The sequence below is a fragment of the Desulfovibrio sp. genome (genome assembly GCF_041907885.1).
Lineage (GTDB): Bacteria > Desulfobacterota > Desulfovibrionia > Desulfovibrionales > Desulfovibrionaceae > Desulfovibrio.
In genome coordinates this window covers 29,596-42,402 of record NZ_JAYRGM010000002.1, presented here as the reverse complement: position 1 = coordinate 42,402, position 12,807 = coordinate 29,596, and the positions used below count along the sequence as shown (strand labels likewise).

Sequence of the window (12,807 nt, the reverse complement as noted above, 5' to 3'; positions counted from 1 at the left end):
GGAGACTTCTCCGCAGCACAGCTCTAACCGGCGCAGACGCGCCTGAACAACAGGAGACCACCATGATCAACCGCGCAGACGCCCTGGAATGCTTTGAAAAGGAACTTTTCGGCGGGCCGGGCTCAGTCCATTTCACCAAGATTGTCAACGAACACGGCCTTGCCGACAAGGGCCGTCTGTTCAATATCGGCACACTCAAGCCCGGCTGTGCCGTGGGCAACCACAAGCACAACGGCGAGATTGAAATATACTACATTCTTGAAGGCGAAGGCCTGTACAACGACAACGGCGTGGAAGCCACAGTCAAGGCTGGCGACGTGACCGTGTGCAACGATGGCGAAAGCCATGCCCTGCTCAATACCGGCACAACCGATCTCAAGATGGTGGCTCTCATTCTGTTTACCAAGTAAGCAGCACCCGCCCCAAAATGCAGCAAGGCCCCTCCACTGACGGAGGGGCCTTTTTTATGGAGCCTGTGCGCGGTCTTTTGCAGGCCGCGTGCAAAAGGGCTGTTGCGCGCTAATACTGAATGTAGGCCACCTGGGTTTGCAGATATTCCATGAGCCCGTGCTTGCCATCCGCGCCGCCGATGCCGGATTTGCGCCAGCCCGCGTGGAAGCCCTGCATGGCCTCGAAGTTTTCGCGGTTCACGTAGGTTTCACCAAACTTGAGACCGTTTATGGCCGCCATGGCAGTGGACACGTTGGTGGTGTAGATGGACGAGGTGAGGCCGTAGTCGCAGTCGTTGGCAAGTTCCAGGGCTTCGTCCAGATCGTGGAAGGTCAGCATGGGCAGTACGGGGCCAAAAACCTCATTACGCACAATTTCCATATGCTGCTGGCAGCCGCGCAGCAGGGTGGGCTTGTAGAAATAGCCGCTGCCACGCTCGGCAGGGGCACCACCGGTAACCACCTCCGCGCCCTGCTCCTTGGCGCGAACGACCATGCCGTCGATCTTGGCAAGATGCCCGGCGCTGATCTGGCTGCACATGTCTGGTGCGGGCTCGTCAAAGGGATCACCCAGCCGCACGGCTTCAAAGGCTGCGGCCAGCTTTTCCGCAAAGGCATCGGCCACGCTTTCGTGAACATAGAGGCGCTCTGCGCAGTTGCACACCTGCCCGCTGAACACCGTGCGCGAGGCGGTAACGGCCTTGACGGCCAGATCCATATCGGCATCGGCGCAGACAATGGCCGGGGCCTTGCCGCCCAGCTCCAGCGAAACCTTGGTGATATTGTGCGCGCTGGCGGTGATGATGCGCTGCCCCGCCTCCACGCTGCCGGTCAGGCTTACCATGTCGGTCATGGAGCTGGAGGACAGCGTTTCACCCAGGGTGCTGCCGCCGCCTGTCACAAAATTCAGCACGCCTGCGGGCAGATCAATCTCGCGCAGCAGGCTGGCAAAATGCATGACGGTGGCCGGGGCCAGGCTGCTGGGCTTGATAACCGCAGTGCAGCCCACCAGCAGCGAGGGTGCAACCTTGCGCGCCATGACAAAGAAGGGGAAATTCCAGGGGCAGATGCCCACCACCACGCCGATGGGCCTGCGGTAGAGCAGTATGTTTTCGCGCGGGCGGTCGCTCTGGATGATCTCGCCCTCGTATATGCGCGCCCAGCCTGCGTAGTAGTCAAAATACTCTGCTGTCAGGTCAATTTCTATCTGCGCAAGGGGATGGGTTTTGGCCTGCTCCTCGGCCAGAATACGCCCAAGCTCAAGCCTGTGCTTGCGGATCAGGTCGGCCATTTTTTTCAGATACCCGGCCCGCGCCACAGCGGGAAGCGCCGCCCAGGCACTCTGCGCCTTGTGGGCTGCGGCCAGGGCGGCCAGCCCGTCCTCCTTGCCGCCGTTGGGGGTCTGGGCCATTATTTTTCCGGTAGAGGGGTTCTCTACCTCGATAACTGCAAATCCTGTGGGGGAAACCAATTTACCGTTGATAAACTGTTGAAAGGTACGCATGGTTGCTCCTTGGTTTGGTCAACCATAATCACACATGCCGTCAAAGGTAAAGCAACCCCTTTTTTTACAAAACCGGCACGTTGTGTTTCCTTGCCTGATGCAGAAATGGCCAAAAGAAAGGGGCGGCAGCCCTACAGACTTCCGCCCCATAAAAATGTGGCCGCACATGCTGATCGCATGCGCCACCCGCGAACCGTTACATGCGCTCAATCACAGCCAGCGCGCCTTCCATAAAGTGCTCGCCCACGCCTTCTATGGCTCCATGGTCGCAGGCCGTTGCCAGCGCGGGATCAATGGGCAGTCGGGCCAGTACCTTGAGGCCGTGGCGCTGGGCTATGCTATCAATGTGGCTTTCGCCGAATATCTTGTATTCCTTGTTGTTATCCGGGCATTTAAAGTACGAGTAGTTCTCGACCAGCCCAAGAATGGGAACATCCATCTGCCGGGCCATATCAATGGCCTTTTGCACGATCATGCTCACCAGCTCCTGCGGCGAGGTCACAATCACTATGCCGTCCACTGGCAGGGACTGAAACACGGTCAGCGGCACGTCGCCTGTTCCAGGAGGCATGTCCACAAACATGTAGTCCACATCACGCCAGATCACGTCTGACCAGAACTGCTTGACCGCACCGGCAATGATGGGGCCGCGCCACAGCACGGCATCCGAATCGCCGGGCAGCAGCAGATTCATGGACATGATATCCACCCCACCCTTGCTGCGCTCTGGCACAAGGCCGTCGCCTTCCACATGGGCCTTGCCCGTGAGGCCAAACACGCGGGGAATGGACGGGCCGGTAATGTCGGCGTCAAGTATGGAGCAGTGCTTGCCCTGGCGGGTCAGCGCCACGGCCAGCAGCGAGGTTACCAGCGACTTGCCCACGCCGCCCTTGCCGCTCACAACACCTATGACCTTGCCTATGCGGCTTTGCGCATGCGGCTTGACGCGAAAATCCTGCTGGGCTTCACCACGCTCGGCGCAACTTTCGCCGCAGCTTCCACACTGATGGTCGCAATCACTCATGTTCCGCACCCTGATAAAAGTTTTATTCCAACAAGTACGGGGGCCAACCATTTTTTCTCGCCCCTCGTTATTGACATATGTCATTAACAGACATACTCCAGTTATTGACATATGTCAATAACAACTACCAAGGAGCATCGTATGCCTCATTTCGATCACACAGGGCCAGAGGGCATGGGTTCGCGCACAGGGCGCGGCAGGGGCCAATGCATGAACCGGGGCGGCAAGGGCCGCATGGCCGTGCAAGGCAGCAGGGGCAACCCTGCCGAAACGGCGCAGATGCCAGAACAGGCAACGGGCCAGAACATGATTCAGGGCCGCTGCTGCCGCCATGGACAAGGGCAAAACAACAGGATGCGCAACTGCGGCATGAACGATCAGGGTGCAGGCACGGGGCGCGAAATGGGCCGCGGCATGGGCCAAAACATGCGGCAAGGCCAGGGTATGCAGAAAGCCCAGGGCATGGGCCGCAGCATGGCCACCAACCAGCCCGAAAGCTGCGGCACGGTCCCCACGACGGGCAGTGACGGAACAGACAATAACAGCTAATCTGCAAAGATATGAATGAACACGGGCCGCCCGGGCACAGAGCGCTTGTTGCATGCGCCACGCCGGACGGCCCCAGAGAGGATTGCATGCCAAGACCCAAAAAGTGGCGAAAAGTCTGCTGCCTGCCAGAAAACCGCAGTTTCGGGCCTGTGCCGGGATTTGCTCAGTGCGCACCACAGGCAGAACAGCCCGTCATCATGACCGTGGATGAATACGAGGCCGTGCGCCTCATTGATCTGGAAGGCATGAATCAGGAGGCCTGCGCCGAAAAAATGCGCATTGCCCGCACCACAGTGCAGAGCATCTATGCCGAGGCACGCAAAAAGCTGGCCGATTCACTGGTCAACGGCAAGCTGCTGCGCATTGAGGGCGGGGATTATGAGCTGTGCGACGGGCACGGCACACGCTGCGGCATGGGGGCATGTCACAGGCGGCGCGGCGGCAGGGGCGATGGCGGTTTTGGCCAGTAGCCATGCAAAGCCCGGCAAAAATTCCCACGGCGCGGCAGTTCAACAGGTGCAGCGTCCGCAGTATCCGGCACGCTTCGCGGTCCTGAGGCCCGGCGTGCGCCACTGATACTACGGGCACTTTCGCACAAAAATCAGGCTTCGTCGCTCTTGCACACGTCCACCCATGTGCCGCCGGTCACGCGCTCCAGTTCTTCCAGGGTCAGCTTTGCGGCATTGTTGGGCGCGCCCGCTGCCGGGTACACGGGGTCAAACTGCCGCAGGCTCGTATCGAGGTAGACGGCTACGCCTTCTGGCAGGGCAAAGGGGCAAACGCCACCCATGGGATGCCCCACCTGGGCTTCCAGGTCTTCCGGCTTGATAAAGCGGGCCTTGGAGTGGAAGGCATCCTTGAATTTGCGGTTGTCCAGACGGGCCGTGCCCATGACCACCAGCACCATGGGCGTATCGTTCACACTGATGGAAAGACTTTTTGCAATACGCCCCGGTTCGCAGCCAATGGCCTGTGCAGCAAGATCAACCGTGGCACTCGAAACGTCAAATTCGCGATAGGCCTGTTCCAGACCGTGGCGGGCCAGAAACTCCCGCACTGCATCAACACGCATGTTTTTCCCTTCATTTTTGCGGGCAGCGGCATGGGCCGCGCCAGCAGATACACCATCAGCGGCGCGCCACCAGGGCTATGCCCGCCAGCACAAGGGCCAGGCCCAGCATTCTGCGCCAGTCAAAGGGGATGGCGGTGAGGCCAAACCAGCCCTTGTGATCAATGATGGCCCCCATCACAAGGTTGCCAAAAATCATGGCCACAAGTGTGCTCAACACGCCAATGCGCGGCGCAGCCATGGTGGTGGTTACAACCATGAATGCCCCAAGCACCCCGCCCGCCAGTTGCCAGGCGGGAATCTCTGCTACGCGCAGCACACTGCCCCGCCCTGTGAGCAGCACGGCCACAGCCAGAGACAGCGTACCCACGGCAAACGAGATCAGCCCGCTTTCGAGCAGGCCAACAGTGCGGCCCAGCGCCGCGTTGATGGGCGGTTGCAGGGCCACCACGCAGCCCGCAAAGACCACCAGCGCAATGTACAGCATGCTGCCTCCGCCCTAGGCTGTTTCCTCTGCCGATGCCGCCTCGCGCAAAAAAGGCGTGTGGGTGAGGGCCATCAACATGCCCTCCGGGCTTAAAAACCGGGTGACGGTCTGTCCCCAGGGTTCTTCCTTCAGCCGGGTAAGCAGCGCATAGCCGTTCTGCTCAAGAATGCGCGTGGCCGAAGCGATGTCTTCCACATCCAGCTCAAGCCAGGCCTGCGGCACAGGCAGATGCGCAGGCCAGGCAGATTCGCCAAAGCAGGAGAGCGCCGCCTTGTCCAGCGGCCAGAGGGCAAAATGTTTTACCCCCTCCATGCACTGCGAATGCCAGTAGCCCTCGTACCCTTCCTCATGCCGCAGTGGCAGGGCAAGCACCTTGCGGTACAGCTTGTCGCTCTTGGCCCGGTCGGCCACCACAGGCCCGAAACCGGCCACGAACAGAACCCGTATACCATCAGGAAGATTGGTCTGCATGCTGTGCTCCCGGTTTCAGGCCCATGGGTTCCCTGTTTTGCTCTATCTAGTCGAGAATGCCTTCGGGCAGGGGGCCGAATGTTTCTTCATAGCGCTGGCGGAACACCTCTGGCGTGAATACGTGTTCCTGCGTACCCATTTTTTCAAGGCAGAAACTGGCGCTCACCGAACCAAGCTTGGCGGCCTCGGGCATGGAAAGCCCACGCAGCAGGCCCTTGAGCAGGCCAGCGCGGTGGGCGTCGCCCGCGCCGGTGGGGTCGAGAATCTGGCGGGGCGGCACAGGAGGAATACGCGTTTCCGTGCCGTCTGCGCCGCGTATCAGCGCGCCGTCCGCACCAAGGGTGGTTACAAGCCACAGGGTGCGGCCCACAAGCTCATCTTCCGTCTTGCCTGTGGCCTTGCAGATCATGTTCAGTTCGTAGTCGTTGGTAATGCAGGCAAACGACCCTTCAATGGCCGCCAGCAGATCGTTGCCGGTCAGCACGGGCAGCTGCTGACCGGGGTCAAAAATGTAGGGCACGCCCTTTTCGCGGTAAAAACCGGGCAGGCGGCGCATGTCTTCCACGTTGCCGGGCGAAATGATGGCAATGTCTTTATCTGCATCAATGGCGGGAAAATCGTAATCGGCAGAAAGGCTCATGGCCCCGGGGTAAAAGCCGGTGATCTGGTTGCTGTTGAGGTCGGTGGTGATATAGCACAGGGCGGTAAAGATATCTTCCGCACGGCGGATACCCTCAAGCGGCAGGCCCATATTTTCCAGCACAATGGCGTAGGGGCCAAAATCGCGCCCGGCGGCGGCCACAATGGTGGGCTTTTCGCCCAGCAGGCCAAGCGAATAGGCTATGTTGCCCGCGCAACCGCCGCGCCGCTCGTCCATGCCGTCCACCATGAAGCTCACGTTGATCATGTGCAGCTTGTCCATGAGGATATGATCCTGAAAGCTGCCGGGAAAGGTCATGATGCGGTCAAATGCCAACGAACCAGAAACATAGATGGACATAACTTCCTCGTGATGACGTGCGGATGAAGGTTGGTCAGGCCGGATGAGGCAGACTGTTTTCAGCGATCCATTGCAAAAAAGGCTGATGGCCAGCCTCAATGGGCATGGCAACCACGCAGGGAACCTCGTAACTGTGCAGGGCGCGGGCCTTTTCCATAAATTCGGGCAGTGCGGCCCCGCTTACCTGGGCCAGCAGCAGGCATTCGCCCGCCTCGTGAACCGTGCCCTGCCAGCGGTACACCGACCGGGCTGCGGGCAGCATGTTTACCCCGGCGGCCAGCCGCATGCGCACCAGCTCACGGGCCAGATGCAGCGCCTCCTGCTCGGAGGGCGCGGTCATGTAGACCAAAAAAACCTTCTGGTTTTCATTTTGTTCCATACTGGCAGCATACACCCTGCCGCCCAAAAAACAAAGTGCCGCAACGCCAAAAATGGCGGTACAGGCCAGCAGCATAGGCCCACGGCGCGGCCCTGGCTTGCGGGCCTGCCCAGCCTGTGGCATAAAGAGGTATGAGCGTTACATCTACACCAGAGGCAACAGCCCGGCAGGTGCTTGCGGCCCTGCAAGCGCGTTACCCGCACCCGCGCACGCACCTCGACGCCCAGAACGCCTGGGAGCTGCTGGTGGCCACAGTGCTTGCGGCCCAATGCACAGATGCGCGCGTAAACACCGTTACGCCAGAACTTTTTCGCCGCTGGCCAACGCCCGCCGCCCTTGCTGAAGCGCCAATTGAAGAGCTTGAGGGCGTCATTCGCCCCACGGGCTTTTTTCACAGCAAGGCAAAAAATCTGCTGGGCGCGGCACGGCGCGTGTGCGATATTTTTGACGGGCAGATTCCCAAAAGCATTGAAGACCTGATCACCATTCCCGGTGTTGCCCGCAAAACAGCCAATGTGGTGCTGTTTGGCGCGTTTGGCATCAACGAGGGGCTGGCTGTAGACACACATGTAAAACGCATTGCCTATCGGCTGGGGCTTACGGACGAAACCGACCCCGTGCCCATTGAGCGCGACCTCATGAAACTTTTTCCGCGCGAGGAATGGGGCGACGTAAACCACCGCATGGTCTGGTTTGGCCGCGAGGTGTGCGATGCCCGCAAACCCTTGTGCGACGCCTGCGAAATGCGCTCATTCTGCCCTCGCCGCGAGCCGCCAAAGGCGGCAAGGCCAGCAGGCCGCCGCAAATAGGTTTTTGGGCCGGGGCCTTAAGAGAATACATATTCGGCCGATACATCAAAGCAGCAGTTCCCGTAACCGGAACCCACGATCTCGGTGGAAAGCCACGCCTTCCGCAGCACAGGATGGAACGCCATGTCGCAAAACAGCTTGCTGAACGTTAGCAATAACGAACTTGAAATCATTGAATTCATTATCGACGAGAAGCAGCCAGACGGCAAGGTTTACAGCGGGCATTACGGCATCAACGTAGCCAAGGTGCTTGAAATTATCCGCCTGCCCAACATTACCAGCGTGCCCAGCAAGTGCGACCCTTCCGTGCTTGGCACGTTCAATCTGCGCGGCAAGGTGCTGCCCATCCTTAATCTGGCCGCATGGCTGGGCAAGGAAATGGCTACGGAAGAAAACACCAAGGTTATTGTCACCGAATTCAGCGGTGTGCAGGCGGCCTTTATGGTTTCTTCCGTCACCAGCATCCACCGCATGACCTGGGACCGCATTGAACCGCCGAACCAGTACGTGCAAACCTACTCGCGCGAGACCATTACCGGTGTTCTGCGCATTCAGGACCGCGTGCTCTTTATTCTGGATATGGAAAAAATCCTCGCCAGCCTCGACAAGGCGCTCGACATGTCGCAGGTAGAGGTAGACACCAGCCCGGTTGAAGGCGCGGGGCAGTTCCATCTGCTGGTGGCTGACGACTCAAGCTCGCTACGCAACGTGATGCAGTCGTCGCTCGAAAAATCGGGTTTTCAGGTTACCGCCGTGGGCAGTGGCCGCGCTGCCTGGGAATTTTTGCTGCGCACGCGCGAAGAAGCGCAGGCCAAGGGCAAGGAACTGACCGATGTGCTGCACCTGATCATTTCTGACATCGAAATGCCGGAAATGGACGGGCACATGCTCACGGCAAAGATCCGCGAAACCCCCGGCCTCAGCACCTTGCCGGTCATTCTGTTTTCTTCGCTCATTACCGACGCCCTGTACGAAAAAGGCGTCAAAATGGGGGCCGACAGGCAGGTTTCCAAACCCGATCTGCCGGGTCTGAACAAGATTATCCGCGAAGTTATTTCTGAAAAGCTGAACAAGTAATACTTGAGGCACAGCACAGTTCTGCGGCGAAGGGGCATGCCCCTTTGCCGCTTTTTTTTCATAAAGACTGCCCAAACCAGCTACAGACAGCGCATTTTGTTCTGGCCGGGTCAGGGCCTTGTAACCGAGGCAAAGCTGCGTTCGATACCCCGCGTGTAGTGTACGCGCGGGCGGCCAAACAGCACCACCAGCCCCTCACGGCTTTTGTGGACGATGCCGTATCGCTGGCGAAAACGCGCAGCACTGCCGCCCCATTGTATCAGCGGGTGTATGGAGCCGATCATGCAGGTTCCCAGCCCCTGCGCCTCGCCTGCCAGCATGGCCAGGGTGGCGGCAACCACAGGGTCGGCCGGGTCGGCCCAGGGTGAGGCGTAAAAATACATGAGCAGGGGCGCATCGTAGGTGACAATGTTCCTGCCCGCATCCATGGAGGCAGTGAATGCCGCCAGTGCGGGCCGCACAAAGTTGCTGAACAGCTCGTGGTTGGCCCTGCCCCAGAAGGGCCGCATCAGGGTGAGAAACCAGGGCGCGGTGAGCCAGCGCAGGGTTTTGAGGTGCTCGCAAAAATCGCGGACAAAGGCCCTGTTTTTCTCCAGGCTGTCCAGCACGAGCACGTTGACATCCGAGGGCGGCACGCCGGTAGGCGCGGTGCGTGCGGCATCGAGAATGGCCTGAATCTGCTCCTGGGCCACGGGCTCTGGCAAAAATTCGCGCACGCTTCTGCGCCTTTGCAGCAGTGCGTGCAGGCCCGCAAAATCTGCGGCCCCGCCTCTGGGCGGCAGCGAAAACATATCTTTCGGCCCCAGGCTGCGCCCTTGCACGCTTATGGCCCCTGTGGGGCATATTGCCATGCAGTGCCCGCAGCCCACGCAGCCAAAAATCGGCTGTGCCGCAAGGCTGGCCTTGCCCTCGTGCAAACGCAGATAAAAATCCTTGCACACGCTCACGCACAGGCCGCAGCCAGTACACAGCGCATTTTCTATACAGACTGTTGCCGCCTCGTGCGTGCGGGATGTGGGAATGGGCATGCCGCCCCCCTTGTGGATAGTGCGGAAAGGATATGCTATCTCCATTTGCAGCCCGCCCCACGCCAACGATTCCAGAACGTTGTGGACACAGGGCGTCACACCTCTGACAAAAGTCTGGCAACCTTTTTGCAAATCTGACCTTATGGACGTTTACAGCTATAATCCGGCCAGCGTGCTCAGCCTGTTGCTCACCATGATGCGTGTGAGCATTGTGGTGTTCATGCTGCCAGTTTTTTCTACCAACAACATCCCCATGCAAGTCAAGGGGGCCATAACCATTGTGTTTTGCCTTGGTGTATGGCCGCACCTGGCCCTGAACGGCGCAGCGATGCCCGCTCACCCCTTTGATGTGGCCATCATGATGATGGGTGAGGTGGTGCTGGGCATGGTGCTGGGCATGGCTGTCAATTTTCTTTTTATGGGCATTCAGGCGGGCGGCGAGCTGCTGGGCTTTCAGATGGGTTTTACCATGATCAACATTGCAGACCCGCTCACCGGCAACCAGACAGGCGCAACTGCCTTTTTTTTGTGGATGGTTTCCCTGCTGGTTTTTTTGGGGCTGGACGGCCACCTCTACATGATCAAGGGCTTTGTGGCCTCCTTTGATCTTGTGCCGCCCGGGCAGCTCTTTATTGGCCCCATGGTGTTGCGGCAGATCATGTATCTGGCCTCGCAGATGTTTGTGCTGGCCTTGCAGATTGCCGCGCCTGTCATGGTGGCGCTGTTTCTGGTTGAGGTATCACTGGGGCTCATGGCGCGCACCTCGCCGCAGATACCCATTATGGAATTTGGCTTTCCCATCAAGATTGTAGTGGGCTTTTTCTTTTTGGGGCTGCTTATGGTCATCATGTCTGACCGCATCGCCTCCTTTGTGCAGGGGCTCGACGGTCTGTTCGGCAATCTGCTGCGTTCCATGAGCCCCATGTATCAATGACCACGTATTGTTTTGTGGCAGGCTTTGCATTAGGCTCATAACGCGTAACATCCACATGGGCAGCAGCGCCGCAAACGGAGAGCGCCGGTGAAATATTCGATCATCACAGCCGTCTACAACGGCGAAAAATACATTTCCCGTTTGATGGCCTCTGTCTTCAACCAGTCCTACCCCAACATCGAATGGATTGTGCAGGACGGCGGCTCCACCGACGGAACAATGGACAAGCTGCGCCCCCACGCCGACAGGATCAAGCTGGTTTCCGAACGCGATTCCGGCGTGTACGATGCGTGGAACAGGGCGCTTGCCCGCGCCACGGGCGACTGGGCCATTTTTCTTGGTGCGGACGACTTTTTTATCAGCCCGCACAGCATTGCCCAGTGCCACCGCCATCTGCGCGGCATGCCGCCGCACATAGCCATGGCCTACGGGGCGCTGCTCATGGGCAGCAACGGCAAGGCAGAGCATCTGCTCAACCGCACCATGCACCGGGCCTACAATACCTTTCTTTCTGACATGGGGGTTCCCTTTCCCGCCACGTTCACACGCGTGCCCGTGCTGCAAAGGGAGCGTTTTGACCCCTCGTACAAGATCGCGGGCGACTTTGAATTTGCCGCCAGAATACTCACCGGCGAAAACGTGGCGCGGCTGCCCATAATTGTTGCGTACATGGAAATGGGCGGCCTGAGCAGTGATTCGAGCAACTGCACGCTGCTGGAAGAACGCCTGCGCGTCCTGTACTCGCGCATAGCTCCCAAGGCCCGTGAAATAATGGAAACCAGCATCAATCACGTGGTGGACAGCGACGACAGCCTGGAAGCCATGCCGGAATAAACGGCACAGGCAACGGTTTCACACGCCCCAGCAAGGATGCAAAGGCCATGCAGCAGAACGTTATCCCCTTCGCCAACCCCCACGCGGCCTACGCCCTGCGCAGGCAGGCAATCATAGACGCGGTTGTGGGCTCCCTCGATTCCGGCCAGTACATTCTGGGGGCCGAGGTTGCCGCCTTTGAAAGCGGCTTTGCCGCATACCTTGGCGTTGCTGCTGTTGTGGGCTGCGCATCCGGCACAGATGCCATCGAGCTGGCACTGCGCGGGCTGGGGGCCGGGCCAGGCAAGGCGGTGTTTACGGTGTCGCATACGGCTGTTGCCACTGTGGCAGCCATACGCCGCGCCGGGGCGGTTCCCGTGCTTGTGGATATCGAACCTGCCACGCACACCATGTCGCCGCAATCGCTGGCTCAGGCGCTTGAACACGTTCGCACCAGCCAGCCAGAGCTGGAGCCTGCCGTTATTATCCCCGTTCATCTGTACGGCCACCCCTGCGACATGGACCCGATACTGGAACTGGCCCGAAAGTACGCCTGCCATGTGCTCGAAGACTGCGCACAGGCCCACGGCGCACGCTACAAGGGCAGGATGGCTGGCTCCATGGGCACGGCGGCCGCGTTCAGCTTTTATCCCACAAAAAATCTTGGCGCACTGGGCGACGCGGGCGGCGTGGCCACAAATGATCCGCAACTGGCCGAGACCCTCAGGACCCTGCGCCAGTATGGCTGGCAGCAGCGCTATATCAGCGCGGTCGAGGGCATCAACAGCCGCCTTGACCCCGCGCAGGCTGCGATTCTCTCTGTTCAGCTCCAGTTCCTGGATGCAGATAATGCTGCACGCCGCAGCATTGCAGAAATGTATGACCGGGGCCTCGCAGGCTGCGCGCTTGCTTTGCCGCAGGCTGCCCCCTGGGCCGAGGCGGTGTATCATCTCTATGTGGTTCGCTGCTCCCGCAGGGAACATCTGGCTGCGTATCTGAAGGCAAACGGAATCGGCACGGCAATACACTACCCCGCGCCTGTCCACATGCAGCCAGCCTACACAAACTGCATCTGCGCGCCCCATGGCCTGCCCCACACCGAGGCTGCCGCCGCAGAAATTCTGAGCCTGCCCATGTTTCCCCAACTGGACAGAACGTCTGTTGCATTTGTAGTTGAAACCATATGCCGCTGGCAGGCAGAGCCATAAGGACGG

General features: G+C 59.5%; 16 protein-coding genes. 8 read left to right on the top strand and 8 right to left on the bottom strand.

The genetic code is table 11. The annotated features are described in order from the left end of the window. The first annotated feature begins 62 nt into the window (after positions 1-62). Entirely contained in the window at positions 63-410 is a 348-nt protein-coding gene (locus ACE3NW_RS01685; protein WP_374279712.1) for a cupin domain-containing protein, read from the top strand. Positions 411-519: 109 nt separating this feature from the next. Here the strand turns inward: ACE3NW_RS01685 and aldA are convergent, their stop codons facing one another. After that, a complete protein-coding gene (gene aldA / locus ACE3NW_RS01680) occupies positions 520-1,953 on the bottom strand; it encodes an aldehyde dehydrogenase (protein WP_374279710.1) in 1,434 nt (477 codons plus the stop codon). A gap of 196 nt (positions 1,954-2,149) precedes the next feature. Continuing rightward, positions 2,150-2,977, bottom strand: a complete 828-nt coding sequence (locus ACE3NW_RS01675) for a P-loop NTPase (RefSeq protein WP_374279708.1) — start codon at positions 2,975-2,977, stop codon at positions 2,150-2,152. A 141-nt stretch (positions 2,978-3,118) separates the two neighbouring features. Here ACE3NW_RS01675 and ACE3NW_RS01670 point away from each other — a divergent pair, with 141 nt between their 5' ends. Beyond that, positions 3,119-3,526: a DUF5320 domain-containing protein gene (locus ACE3NW_RS01670; RefSeq protein ID WP_374279706.1), complete on the top strand. Its 408-nt coding sequence runs from the start codon at positions 3,119-3,121 to the stop codon at positions 3,524-3,526. A gap of 86 nt (positions 3,527-3,612) precedes the next feature. After that, positions 3,613-3,996: a DUF134 domain-containing protein gene (locus ACE3NW_RS01665; protein WP_374279704.1), complete on the top strand. Its 384-nt coding sequence runs from the start codon at positions 3,613-3,615 to the stop codon at positions 3,994-3,996. A 131-nt stretch (positions 3,997-4,127) separates the two neighbouring features. Here ACE3NW_RS01665 and ACE3NW_RS01660 read toward each other — a convergent pair whose 3' ends face one another. From ACE3NW_RS01660 to cutA, 5 genes are read right to left on the bottom strand one after another with little or no spacing between them, the layout of a single operon-like run. Continuing rightward, positions 4,128-4,598, bottom strand: coding sequence for a YbaK/EbsC family protein (locus tag ACE3NW_RS01660; RefSeq protein WP_374279701.1), 471 nt, complete (start codon positions 4,596-4,598; stop codon positions 4,128-4,130). A 55-nt stretch (positions 4,599-4,653) separates the two neighbouring features. Then, positions 4,654-5,082, bottom strand: a complete 429-nt coding sequence (locus ACE3NW_RS01655) for a DMT family transporter (protein WP_374279699.1) — start codon at positions 5,080-5,082, stop codon at positions 4,654-4,656. Positions 5,083-5,094: 12 nt separating this feature from the next. After that, positions 5,095-5,553, bottom strand: coding sequence for a VOC family protein (locus tag ACE3NW_RS01650; RefSeq protein WP_374279697.1), 459 nt, complete (start codon positions 5,551-5,553; stop codon positions 5,095-5,097). A gap of 46 nt (positions 5,554-5,599) precedes the next feature. Continuing rightward, positions 5,600-6,553, bottom strand: a complete 954-nt coding sequence (locus ACE3NW_RS01645; protein ID WP_374279695.1) for a carbohydrate kinase family protein — start codon at positions 6,551-6,553, stop codon at positions 5,600-5,602. A 34-nt stretch (positions 6,554-6,587) separates the two neighbouring features. After that, entirely contained in the window at positions 6,588-6,932 is a 345-nt protein-coding gene (cutA, locus tag ACE3NW_RS01640; protein ID WP_374279693.1) for a divalent-cation tolerance protein CutA, read from the bottom strand. A 131-nt stretch (positions 6,933-7,063) separates the two neighbouring features. Between cutA and nth the strand changes: the two genes are divergently transcribed. Both nth and ACE3NW_RS01630 read left to right on the top strand, forming a co-directional pair. Then, the gene (gene nth, locus ACE3NW_RS01635; protein WP_374279691.1) at positions 7,064-7,741 is read left to right on the top strand and encodes an endonuclease III; all 678 of its coding nucleotides are present in this window, start codon (positions 7,064-7,066) and stop codon (positions 7,739-7,741) included. Between the two features lie 123 nt (positions 7,742-7,864). After that, positions 7,865-8,818, top strand: a complete 954-nt coding sequence (locus tag ACE3NW_RS01630; RefSeq protein WP_374279689.1) for a chemotaxis protein — start codon at positions 7,865-7,867, stop codon at positions 8,816-8,818. A gap of 110 nt (positions 8,819-8,928) precedes the next feature. Here ACE3NW_RS01630 and ACE3NW_RS01625 read toward each other — a convergent pair whose 3' ends face one another. Continuing rightward, the gene (locus ACE3NW_RS01625; protein ID WP_374279687.1) at positions 8,929-9,846 is read right to left on the bottom strand and encodes a nitroreductase family protein; all 918 of its coding nucleotides are present in this window, start codon (positions 9,844-9,846) and stop codon (positions 8,929-8,931) included. Positions 9,847-9,988: 142 nt separating this feature from the next. Here ACE3NW_RS01625 and fliR point away from each other — a divergent pair, with 142 nt between their 5' ends. The 3 genes from fliR to ACE3NW_RS01610 all read left to right on the top strand — a co-directional run bounded on the left by fliR (position 9,989) and on the right by ACE3NW_RS01610 (position 12,801). Beyond that, positions 9,989-10,780 (top strand): flagellar biosynthetic protein FliR, encoded by a 792-nt coding sequence (fliR, locus tag ACE3NW_RS01620; RefSeq protein WP_374279685.1) that lies wholly within the window; start codon positions 9,989-9,991, stop codon positions 10,778-10,780. Between the two features lie 87 nt (positions 10,781-10,867). Then, positions 10,868-11,614 (top strand): glycosyltransferase family 2 protein, encoded by a 747-nt coding sequence (locus tag ACE3NW_RS01615; RefSeq protein WP_374279683.1) that lies wholly within the window; start codon positions 10,868-10,870, stop codon positions 11,612-11,614. Positions 11,615-11,661: 47 nt separating this feature from the next. Continuing rightward, positions 11,662-12,801: a DegT/DnrJ/EryC1/StrS family aminotransferase gene (locus ACE3NW_RS01610; RefSeq protein ID WP_374279681.1), complete on the top strand. Its 1,140-nt coding sequence runs from the start codon at positions 11,662-11,664 to the stop codon at positions 12,799-12,801. Positions 12,802-12,807: the final 6 nt, after the last annotated feature.